Source organism: Lederbergia ruris (assembly GCF_018332955.1).
Taxonomy (GTDB): domain Bacteria; phylum Bacillota; class Bacilli; order Bacillales; family Bacillaceae_C; genus Lederbergia; species Lederbergia ruris.
Genome location: NZ_BORB01000033.1, coordinates 43,738 through 54,405, shown reverse-complemented (window position 1 = coordinate 54,405; position 10,668 = coordinate 43,738). Strand labels below are relative to the sequence as shown.

Annotated in this window: 11 protein-coding genes; 1 reads left to right on the top strand and 10 read right to left on the bottom strand. The window is 40.0% G+C overall.

What is annotated here, in order from left to right; all coding sequences use genetic code 11:
* Positions 1–332 precede the first annotated feature (332 nt).
* The 3 genes from KI363_RS16380 to KI363_RS16370 are packed head-to-tail and all read right to left on the bottom strand — an operon-like array spanning position 333 to position 3,257.
* On the bottom strand, positions 333–881 hold the full coding sequence (locus KI363_RS16380; RefSeq protein ID WP_158323809.1) for an NADPH-dependent FMN reductase: 549 nt from the start codon (positions 879–881) through the stop codon (positions 333–335).
* A 29-nt stretch (positions 882–910) separates the two neighbouring features.
* On the bottom strand, positions 911–1,825 hold the full coding sequence (locus tag KI363_RS16375; RefSeq protein ID WP_158323810.1) for an NADP-dependent oxidoreductase: 915 nt from the start codon (positions 1,823–1,825) through the stop codon (positions 911–913).
* 25 nt (positions 1,826–1,850) lie between these two features.
* On the bottom strand, positions 1,851–3,257 hold the full coding sequence (locus KI363_RS16370) for an MFS transporter (protein WP_246516912.1): 1,407 nt from the start codon (positions 3,255–3,257) through the stop codon (positions 1,851–1,853).
* Positions 3,258–3,415: 158 nt separating this feature from the next.
* On the opposite strand from KI363_RS16370, the gene KI363_RS16365 reads away from it, so the two are divergent.
* Entirely contained in the window at positions 3,416–4,330 is a 915-nt protein-coding gene (locus tag KI363_RS16365; RefSeq protein ID WP_158323811.1) for a LysR family transcriptional regulator, read from the top strand.
* 328 nt (positions 4,331–4,658) lie between these two features.
* Here the strand turns inward: KI363_RS16365 and ant(9) are convergent, their stop codons facing one another.
* The 7 genes from ant(9) to KI363_RS16330 all read right to left on the bottom strand — a co-directional run bounded on the left by ant(9) (position 4,659) and on the right by KI363_RS16330 (position 10,413).
* Positions 4,659–5,444, bottom strand: a complete 786-nt coding sequence (gene ant(9), locus KI363_RS16360) for an aminoglycoside nucleotidyltransferase ANT(9) (RefSeq protein ID WP_212966996.1) — start codon at positions 5,442–5,444, stop codon at positions 4,659–4,661.
* Positions 5,445–5,552: 108 nt separating this feature from the next.
* Complete coding sequence (locus KI363_RS16355) at positions 5,553–6,365, bottom strand: CPBP family intramembrane glutamic endopeptidase (RefSeq protein ID WP_212966995.1); 813 nt, start codon at positions 6,363–6,365, stop codon at positions 5,553–5,555.
* A gap of 51 nt (positions 6,366–6,416) precedes the next feature.
* Entirely contained in the window at positions 6,417–6,890 is a 474-nt protein-coding gene (locus tag KI363_RS16350) for a GNAT family N-acetyltransferase (protein WP_212966994.1), read from the bottom strand.
* Positions 6,891–7,052: 162 nt separating this feature from the next.
* Positions 7,053–7,739 (bottom strand): ABC transporter permease, encoded by a 687-nt coding sequence (locus KI363_RS16345; protein WP_246516911.1) that lies wholly within the window; start codon positions 7,737–7,739, stop codon positions 7,053–7,055.
* Positions 7,723–8,646 (bottom strand): ABC transporter ATP-binding protein, encoded by a 924-nt coding sequence (locus KI363_RS16340; RefSeq protein ID WP_158323816.1) that lies wholly within the window; start codon positions 8,644–8,646, stop codon positions 7,723–7,725. Before KI363_RS16340 ends, KI363_RS16345 begins: the two co-directional genes overlap by 17 nt.
* A gap of 132 nt (positions 8,647–8,778) precedes the next feature.
* Positions 8,779–9,714 carry a sensor histidine kinase gene (locus KI363_RS16335; protein WP_212966992.1) on the bottom strand — a complete coding sequence of 312 codons (936 nt, stop codon included), beginning with the start codon at positions 9,712–9,714 and terminating at the stop codon, positions 8,779–8,781.
* 3 nt (positions 9,715–9,717) lie between these two features.
* Complete coding sequence (locus tag KI363_RS16330; RefSeq protein ID WP_212966991.1) at positions 9,718–10,413, bottom strand: response regulator transcription factor; 696 nt, start codon at positions 10,411–10,413, stop codon at positions 9,718–9,720.
* Positions 10,414–10,668 lie beyond the last annotated feature (255 nt).

Sequence of the window (10,668 nt, the reverse complement as noted above, 5' to 3'; positions counted from 1 at the left end):
CAATCATTTTTCGGAAATCATCGTTATACCGTTTCCCATTATTTTTCTTACTCATCGGACACATCCTCCTTAAAAGTCATTGTATAAATTTAACTTAGATGTGTCCATGAAACTATACTAGCATCACTTACATTAACCTTAAAACATTAAGTACCATAAAGTCGCAAGCTTCTTTTTACTTGCGACTTTATGGTAATTGGTATAATAAGAACTTTTTGTCAAACTAATGTTTGAGTAAATCTTCGTTTCCATATATCAGCGTGCATTGACATAGAAGGTAGTAAGATAGAAAGAACATGTTTTTTTGCATGCTCTTTCTTTGTTCAATACAGCTACGATGTTCTTACTGTTTTTAGAGCATTGCTCCATAATAGAGTTTCATCTAACATCGTAGTAATATAATCAGTATGAAAGTCAGCAGGGTTGAACACTTTAGAATTTGTGAAATCGGTAAAAATGGATAAGGTTGGATGTGCACGAACTGTCGCGACTAATAATTCGCCTAGGATTCCGCGTAAATGCTCAGCAGCACGAGCCCCGCCTGTAGAGCCATAGCTTACGATCCCCGCTGCCTTATTGTTCCATTCACCGCGTGCTGAATCAAGCGCATTTTTCAATGCTCCCGTAATGCTGTGATTGTATTCTTGGACAATAAATACGAAACCATCTAAGCTAGAAAGTTTTTCTGACCAAGCTATTAATCCTGGTTCCTTACCCGTACCTTCTCCTAAAAATGGTAATTTATAATCTGCTATATCTACGATTTCATAATTCGCATCTCCTCGTTTATCAGCAATTGCTTTTACCCAATTTCCTACTTGTGGACTTAAACGTCCTTGACGTGTGCTTCCTAAAATAATCCCAATGTTTAATCTTTCCACGTTACTCCCCCTCGTATCGTATTTACGTTCTAATCCACTGTGAGGACGATTTTTCCTCGAACGTGCCCAGTCTCTACAGCTCTGTGAGCTTCGGCAGCTTGGTGTAGTGGAAATGATTGTGATATAACAACACGAAGCAGCCCTTGTTCGTATAACTGGGTGAGTTCGGACAGCCTTGATACGCTGCGCTTACTGCGGATGGGAACGGTTTCTAGCTCTTCTGAAAGATCGAAAGCAACGATCGTACCGACCCTTTTTTTATCGTGGACGAGCTTCACAGAGGCTCTTAGCGCGTCCTCGCCTGCTGCGTCAAAGGCTACATCGACCCCTTTAGGTGCAAGTTCGCGTACTCGATCAACAAGTCCTTCTCCATACGCGACTGGAATAGCTCCTAAGGATCGTAGGTAGTCATGGTTATGTGGACTGGCGGTACCGATCACAGTCGCACCCCAAGCTCTTGCCAGTTGAACTGCGAATGTTCCAACTCCTCCAGCGGCTGCGTGTATGAGCACTGTATCCCCTTTACTAATTCCTAGTTCCCGCAATGCAGTATGAGCAGTCTGCCCTGAAGCGGTGAGTACACCAGCTTCTTCCCATGGCATACTTTTAGGCTTTCTAACGAGTTGAGTTGTTGGGACAACCACGTATTCAGCATAGCTTGATAGAAGTGACCAACCAATAACTTCGTCGTTAACTGAAAATCCCTCAACTCCCTCTCCAACCACGTCAATGATGCCAGCAAATTCATTACCTAGTATTTGAGGGTATCTGAGTTCCACTCCTGGCGGGCTAAAACCTTGCCCGCGAATCGCACAGTCAACGGGCTGTACGCCGGCCGCTTTTACTTTCACTCGAACTTGCCCGGTCCCCGGAACAGGAGTATCAAATTCCATTACTTGCAATACGTCTGGTGTTCCTGGTGAATCAAAAGCTACTGCCTTCATTTTCATCAGCTCCTTTAATTTTTTATTAAACTTTTGTTGGTGTTCTAGATTTAAATCTAAACAGATAAATCAAGATCAAACCGCCATATATAAGTGAGAGAATCAAATAGAGATTGCTATAAATTACACCTTCTCCAATAAGATAGAACGGGTTCCAAGCAGATTGCACACCCTGATCAATCACCGAGCTAATTAATGCTCCAGAAACTGAGCTGGCTATAAAGTTCAACATGGACATCAGACCCATTCCTACGCCAACATGTTCTTTTGTCAATGTATTTGCAACTGTACCGGACATAGCGACAACGATAAACGTCTGTCCTACCTGCCCTACGATCAGTGCTACAGTAATGAATATCAACGATTGTCCGATAAGAATTGACAAAAGAAGAAAAGATGATAGCAGCAGTAGGGATGCGAGAAAAAACAAAAGTGTATTTCTCTTCCTGTCCGCGAGTTTTCCTCCCTGCTTTCCAAGGTAGGCGGCTGTTAGTGAAGCAGGGATCATTGCCAATCCAATGGCTCCTGGAGTGAGGTTATAAACATCAGCCAGCATGATAGGAGTCAAAAACGGAATAGAAAAGCCGATTGCGCTCACTAGAAACGCCAATATAATCCCTAAAGAGTAACGACCGTTGTAAAATAGGCTCGGCTCCACGAAAGGTTGCGCAGCCGAGCGTATGCGCACCACAAACAGCATAATCAAAGCAATGGCTACGATGGCTAACAACCATCTTCCGCCAGTAATTGCTAATAGTAGTGTCGTTACAGCTCCTCCAAGTAAAACTCCCCCGATCCAATCCATCCCAATAGGAGAGCGGACTTCTTCAGTAGCTAGGTAACGGCGAAATAGTGGCAATGCAATCAAAGTTAGGAACGGAATGACAAACAGCCACCGCCAATGGGCGAAATTGGCAACGAAGGCAGAGGCTATAGGTCCAAGTACGCCTCCGAGCGCGAGTCCGCTGGCCATTATCCCTAACACTTTTCCTCTCCGTTCAGTTGGGATATAACGTGCTGGGACAACCATTGAAAGTGCAGGAATGACGGACGCTCCCATAGCCTGAATGATCCGGCTTAGCAGAACCATCCAGTAGTTCTGAGCAACAAGTCCAATCAAGGAACCAACCGATAGCAGAAGCAGTCCCATCGTCAATAATGATTTGAGTCGATAACGGTCTGATAGTTTACTATAGATCATGGAACCAATGGCATAAACGAGTAGATAAGCGGAAGATACCCAACTTACCTGCCTGTAAGTCAGTCCGTATTCTTGGCTGATTTCAGGCAGTACGATGTTAAACATCGTTGCGCTCATCATCGAAATAACCATCGTGAAGACCATTGTACGAATGAACTTGTCGCTAATGCTGGGTTCGGCTGTAGAAACCAGCATACTTTTAGAAGCTGTTTCCTGTGAATCACTTCCCATATCTATTTCCTCCCTCCCGTATATAGTCGTTCTGATTGATCAACCAGAGTGAATTGTCTGCTTGCAATATTTATTATATAATCGTAAATAGATAATAAAAAATACATCTTTTGATATATATTCATATACTGAATGTAATGAATGGAGGGGTGAAGTGAATGGAACTGCTACAACTTAAATATTTTTTAACCGTTGCTAAGTTAGAACATATGACGAAAGCCGCACAAGAACTTCATATCGCCCAGCCAGCTTTGAGTAGAACGATTCATCGGCTGGAAGAGGACTTGGGTGTACCATTGTTTGATCGTAAAGGACGACAAATTCGTTTGAATCCCTTTGGAAAAGCTTTTGAAGCGAAAGCGAAGGCTGCGATCCATTTGCTTGAGGAGGGGCGACGGGAATTAGAAGATCTATCGGGATTAAAGCAAGGTCGTATTCACCTGGCAATTATGAATATGGAACAGGTTAGAGAACCTTTGCAGACCTTTTTGGCTGAACATCCAGAGGTTAATTTACAGATGTTTCAATTATCTATGGAGGATTTCGAGAACTTAGAAACAAAACGAGAAGTAGACTTCTATTTAACTTCGTTGCCGATTCATCAGGAAGGATTCAGTGAAATTCCATTGATTCGAGAAAAGCTCTACCTCGCTGTACCGCACGGACATAAATATGCAAATCGCAAAGCGATCAACCTTAGTGAAGTGTCAGCTGAACCTTTTGTTGGATATAAAGAAAATTTTCCTTTACGGATAATGAATGATGACCTTTGCGCTCAAGCTGGATTTCGTCCGAAGATGGTGTGTGAAACTGAAGATCCTGCGAATATCGCCGGTCTTGTTCGTTCTGGCTTTGGTGTCGCCATTGTCGGTGGTTGTAAAAGTGGGGAAGAGTTGGACTTAGTCAAACTACCGATCGAGGATCTTGCAGGTGAAAGGATTTTTCGGATAGTCTGGCGGGAGGATCGTTATTTATCACAGGCAGCGATCGCATTTCGAGATTTTATCGTTAACCATTTCAAGGATGAAGAAACAATAGGAAACTCAGTTAGGAAAGCATTGATGTTACGATAGAAGTTGACCTGTTAAAGGGGCGATGCTTGAAAAACGAGTAAGTAATGGCAAAGGGAATTCTACAAAGCGGGTATCATTCATCTTTGCATGCCAATAAAATGATTAACCGTAGATCGACCTAGTGACGAGATAAGGACTTTGAACATCGATTTCGCAAAAGAATCCATTTTTTTAAATGGATTCTTTTTATTTATCATCAAATTTGGGTTTATGCGGAAAAGTTGATCAGACTTTATTTCAAAGCTGCACCACATCCATTTGATCAAATTTGTGAGAAAATGCGTGCTATATTTTGCATTGCATTGTTATCGCTTTTCAGAGATCATTCTCAGCTACTAAGATAAGACGCTATAGAGTTTTTCATATGATTAACGAGTGCTGTCACCTCGGGGTCAAGTCCTTCCCACTTATCAACATACTCTCCCAGATAAGCTTTTCTAGCTAAGTCAAGTAAAGTCGCATGCTCTTTAGGTAACCGAGGTATAGCCCATTCTGCAGCCACATCTTTTGGAGAAATTTCACCAACAGCCACTGTCAGCCACATTCGGGCTAAGGTTAAAATGACGTTACGTTCGTCACCCTTGATATCCTCAATTAACCCTGGCAAAGACTCCCTAATCGCTCTGCGAATATCTGTCATTGGCACGGGTTCAAGTATGTCTGAAGCATCAGGGCCAAAAAGAGAAACGCTATTTTTTCTAACTTGCGCTAAAACAATAGCCAAATCAGGGTCATAGGTTGGTTTTGGGATTTGTCCCTCCTCAAACTGATCCCTCAACCACTCCCCATAGATAAATTCGTTTTTTGGCGGATATTGCCAGGGTACCACATCTCCCTGGTTGATAACCGTGACTTCAAGTGGTCTGATAGAATCTGTATTTCCTATCTTTCCAGATATAAGCATGAGCCTGTCTGTTAGTTTTCTTCGAGTTAATTCAGGTAAACTTTTGTTTACGACCACAAGGACATCTACATCACTGTTAATGCGCAAGCCACCCATTACGGCTGATCCAAATAGATATACCGCGACTACTTCAACGCCAAGTAACCCCTCTACAATTTTTAATACTTGAATCGCTTCCTTCGGTATTTTTTCGTTATTCAAATCGCTCATTAACTACACACTCCTCCACCTAAAATGATATATTCGCCCTAGCGTACGGCAACGATTCCTGCTTTTTCAAGCCTTTTACTTAAACCGAACTGTATTTCAGGAATGTCTTTATTTCCGTGAAATCACCGAATAATCATGTCCCCCTTTTCGCGGAAATTTATCAGACTTGGTTCTCCATCTGAAAAGCAGGAAACTCAAAGCTAAAATCGTCACAACCCCCGCAAGAGCTGCCATGGCAAAAACATTTCCGTTTTCTTCATCAAATAGTAATAACATTCCCAGATTCATTAATGCATGAAACGACACAGCCAACATGAGGTGGTTCCCTTTTCCCCTACTCAACAACTCTCCAAGAAATACTGACATGGAAACAGTCGATAAAATAAATAAACCGGCAAACATGAAACCTTCAGAAAAAATACCAACATGCCAAATTCCCCATAACAAACCAACAATTAATGAGGCACTAAGTACTTTTAAACGGGTCTGCAGGAAGGGTTGAAGAAAACACCGCCAGCCAAATTCTTCACCTGCAGCTCCGATAAATTGTGCAATAATGATCAGCCAAAACGGGTTCGATAGATCAGAGGGGTGAACAAAATCCACGGAAACACCCCATATCCGATACCAGCCTATCGCTATTGCAAACACAAATACGATCGATGCAAGAACAATCAGCAAACGACGGAGGATATTTGAATTAAAACGAAACCCGGATGCAATATGAAGGGAATGTCGCCTAAATAGCAACATGACAATCACAACGCCGAACGTTGGACCAAACTGTGTCAGCTGAATAACCTCGGTCGGGATTCCGGTCTTGGGTTGTATAAGCCCAAAAAATCCCGCAGCAAACAAAGTGACAAGATAATAGACTAATACGATGATAACCATTTTTGTTGCCTTGATTTTGTTACTCACTTCCTTTCTCCTTTCTTCCAATAATTTCTCCCCCATTTGTTCTTGTGTCATTTAGTCTAATTTCTTAGCAAATAAAACCCTATCTTGATTTGGTCCGTCATAATTAGCAAAAACAGAAACTCCATCAACTTCTTTGTTGCCTTCTTCAATTTCAAATCCCATCTTGATGTGGTAGGCAATCGAAACTTTGTTCACAGGGGACGTTACACAGCGGACTATGTTTCTTCCATTCTCTTTAACAACATTAAAAAATTCATTATAAAGTTTCTTGCCAATGTTATTTTTTCGATAGTCAGGATGAACCCCGACAAAGTGAATATAAGCTTCATCAGAATGCGATTGAGATAAAAAGCCGATCAAGAAGCCGACAATCTCACCATTTATCTCAGCTGTATAACTAGTTTCATTGAAATGAACAAAAAATAGCTTGGGCAGCATATCAGACATTTGCCGTCCACCCCACCACTCGTTAATCAATGGTGAAATAGCATTGTAATCTGAACCTTTCACTAAACGAATGTCCATTTAATAACTCCTCTCGTATTTTATGGGCCCCGAAAAAGTCCAATTATTTGTGTGAATGGTTATAATGTTGTCAGTAGCCTGCCTATACTTCGTTTTCCGCGGGTAAGTGTCAAGACTCCTCAGGCTTGCCGCTCGCTTACATTCCGCATGTACTACACACAACTAAATCCCTCCTATCCTGTCAGCTGTCTTGATAGAAAGGAATAAACTTAGTACTCCGATTGAACACAGTATTACGATGATAAACTCATGATTAAAATGAACAATCGAGGAAAGGTTTGGTAAATTCATGGCGACTATTGCACAGATTACGGTTGAAACTGTTGCTCTTTTCCAAATGGCAAAGAAAAAGAGCGGGATGAAACTAATGAGCACGTTACTAAACGATCCAACAATCATACCACTCAAGTAACTTACAATATTCGATCCCGCTATTGAAAAATGAATAATAGGCCACATTTGGTTAAACAAATAGGTTGCCACACCTGTGATTAGAAAAGAGGCAATGGTCGTCATAAAGATGAAAAGGGCGATAAACAACACTTTTGCCAAAAACAGTTTTTTTCTGCTAATCGGATACCCGAAGGAGAGCGTGATGGTTTTATTTTTATATTCCTCTATGAAAACCTGACTGATCATCGATGCTCCAAACAGAACTAATCCCCTCTGGATGGATTGGATAAGTTCGAACAAAGAATCAAAGTCCTGTCCAAAATCAGCACTTACCATTTTTATAAAAAACACCGGCAACAACATAAGAATAAACCAGTAAATGGCTACCTCACCCAAAATAGATTTTTGTTTTAATTTTCTCCATTCCAGCTTTACTAGTTTATTCAATATGGCCACCCCCATTCATTTGCATATAAAAATAGTCTTCCAATGAACCCGTATGTTTTTGAATTTCTTCTATTCCTATTTCATGTAAGACCAACATCTTGGAGATGGCATTGGGTGATTGTGTCCCATCGTAAATTCGAATTACTTTATCTTGGATGATTTTCATATTGGAAATATGGAGTTCACTTTCAAGTAAATAAACTGTTTTTTCTACATCCGTCGTTACAAGCTCAATATAATCCGTTCGTTGCTTTCGAATATCCGCTAAAGTGACTTCATTGATTAACTTTCCGTTATGAATCACACCGATCCTGTCCACAACCTGTTCCATTTCACCTAAAATATGACTTGAAAGCAGAAAGGTAATCCCGTAATCCTTATTAAGCATAAGGATTAAATCACGGACATCCTTGATTCCGATTGGATCCAGCCCATTGGTTGGTTCATCTAAAACAATGAGTTCAGGCTTTGTGATGATCGCTCTGGCAATCCCCAATCGCTGCTTCATCCCGAGTGAAAAATTCTTCACTTGCTTTTTTTCCATCCCCTTTAAGTGAAGCAAATCCAAGGCTTCTCTTATGGCTTTATCATCATAAAACCCTAAATATTCACAATGAAGTTTTACATTTTCAATGGCGGTTAAATGATCAAAAAAAATGGGATATTCAATAATACTTCCGACCCGTTTTAAAACAGATTTTGACCTTTCTGTCAACAAGCTGCCAAATAATTCGATTTCTCCACTTGTGGGAATCATTAATCCAGTGAGCATTTTCATAATGGTTGTTTTCCCGGCTCCATTTTGTCCGAGGAAACCATATATTTCCCCTTTTTTGATATGAAGGTTGATATTAGAAACAAACTCTCTACCATTAGCCTTTTTCGTCAGCCCCTTTGTTCGAATGACGTCATGCATTTTTTTACCTCCCTTCGTATCTACTTTCATCATAAGGAACAGTTCTCTCATTTTTCTTTCTCATTCCTTACAAATTTCTTAAATACTTTTCGATCCTTAAGGCAGGTCAACCAGAACACCTCTTCTGAAAAATTAATATGTAATACGTTTAAATACACAAGTAAAGACCGTTTTTTTATATGGCTTACTACTTAGATGAATAGAACCCTTCATGGATTCAGTTAATCGTTTTGTAATACTTAACCCAAGGCCACTTCCTTGAAATTGTGGATTTCTTGCATCATCTAGCGTATATAACCGATCAAACACCCGATCCTGATGTACCTCAGCTATTCCTTTTCCTTTATCCCAAATGTCTATTGCTATGTATTTTCTATCTTCTCGAAGCGTTAAACCAAACACTCCCCCATCACTTCCATACTGAATGGCGTTAGAGATTAAATTACTGAGTATGCGATTTAACCCCTCTTCGTTTCCAAGGATATAATAAGGTTGTTCTGGAATGTCAATCTCAACCTGAAGACCTTTTCCTTGTAACAATTCAAAAAATTCCAACACACTTTTCCGACAAATTTCATTAATTGCTATCCTACTTAGAGGAATAGCATAATCATCCGATTCTATTTTCACCAGGTCAAAAAATTTATTCATTAGCGCTATGACACTTAACGTTTTTTGGTGAAGGCGGACAGTGATCTCATTCCGCTCTTTCTCAGTCATCTCTTGATCCAGTTTTAATTTTTCTACATAGCCTAAAATAACGGTTAGTGGTGTTTTCAAATCATGTGACATATTGGAGAGCATTTTTCGTAAACTTTCCTTTGTCTTTGAATAATCCGCCCTTACCTTTTGGTTATAATCCAAGAGACGATTGATTTGAACCAGAAAAAGTTGAACGTTTTTGTGGTCTGTTTGAATGAATACTTTTTCTGATGACTTTCGTCTCACAATATCAGCTAATGTTTCACTAACTTCTTGAAGCTCTTGGTTCAATTTTCTTCGGGAAAAATATTGTAATCCATTGATTATAGCTAACACGACAGCGATTACACTAAGGACAAGGACCATAAGTTATTCACCCAACTTATATCCGATTCCCCAAATCGTCTGAATGTACTTTGGGTTAGACGGATCGTCTTCAATTTTTTCCCGAAGCCTTCTGATATGGACATTGATCACATTTTCATTTCCATAATAGTCATCTTCCCAAATAAAATGGTAAATTTGCTCCTTTGTAAACACTCTGTTTTGATTTGTCATAAACAGCTTTAACATATGAAACTCCTTTGCTGTAAGTTGGATAGATTGATCCTTAACTCGTGCAGAAAAGGTGTTTAGATCAAGGAAAAGCTCTTTAAAATGAAGGGTAGTAGGTCTAGATTGGTGCTCTTCCGGAAGATATTGCGTTGCCCTCCGAATAGCAGCATGTACCCTGGCGGTTAGTTCTATCATGGAAAAGGGCTTGCTAATATAATCATCAGCCCCAAAACCAAGTCCTAACGCTTTATCTATGTCACTTCCTTTAGCGGAAATAATCAGTACAGGAATTAAATTGGTTGATCTTATTTGTTTCAAGAGGTCCATTCCGCTTAACTTAGGAAGCATTAAATCAAGCAAGATCAAATCTATCTTATTTTTTCCAAGCAGAGTTAAAGCCTCTTCTCCGTCAAAGGCAGCAAATACTGTAAAATTTTCCCCTTCTAAATGATTTGTAACCAACTTACTAATCTCTATATCGTCTTCTACAAGTAGAATATTCTTTTGCACGTTTTCACTTCCAATCTTTTCTTAATACCCCTATTATATTTCACTTTCTCCTTGATCGCTTCAAGTTCATATTAAATTTCTTATTAGGCCTATAAAAGGGGCATCTCCTTTATAGGTTCTATGAAATTTTTATGTTGAAATAATATTCAATTGAATCAATCCCACAAATTAAACCCTTAGAGCCCCAAGGTATTTCAGACGGAACAAAAGCGCAAGCACCCGTTTAGCGACGTACAAATTTAAAGACTTCTGACG

Bases quoted from the DNA above. Each gene is read 5' to 3' on its own strand.
- KI363_RS16335 (WP_212966992.1), bottom strand. From the start codon at position 9,714: ATGGTCCTTGTCCTTAGTGTAATCGCTGTCGTGTTAGCTATAATCAAT.
- KI363_RS16375 (WP_158323810.1), bottom strand. From the start codon at position 1,825: ATGAAGGCAGTAGCTTTTGATTCACCAGGAACACCAGACGTATTGCAA.
- KI363_RS16340 (WP_158323816.1), bottom strand. From the start codon at position 8,646: ATGCATGACGTCATTCGAACAAAGGGGCTGACGAAAAAGGCTAATGGT.
- KI363_RS16365 (WP_158323811.1), top strand. From the start codon at position 3,416: ATGGAACTGCTACAACTTAAATATTTTTTAACCGTTGCTAAGTTAGAA.
- KI363_RS16350 (WP_212966994.1), bottom strand. From the start codon at position 6,890: ATGGACATTCGTTTAGTGAAAGGTTCAGATTACAATGCTATTTCACCA.
- KI363_RS16370 (WP_246516912.1), bottom strand. From the start codon at position 3,257: ATGGGAAGTGATTCACAGGAAACAGCTTCTAAAAGTATGCTGGTTTCT.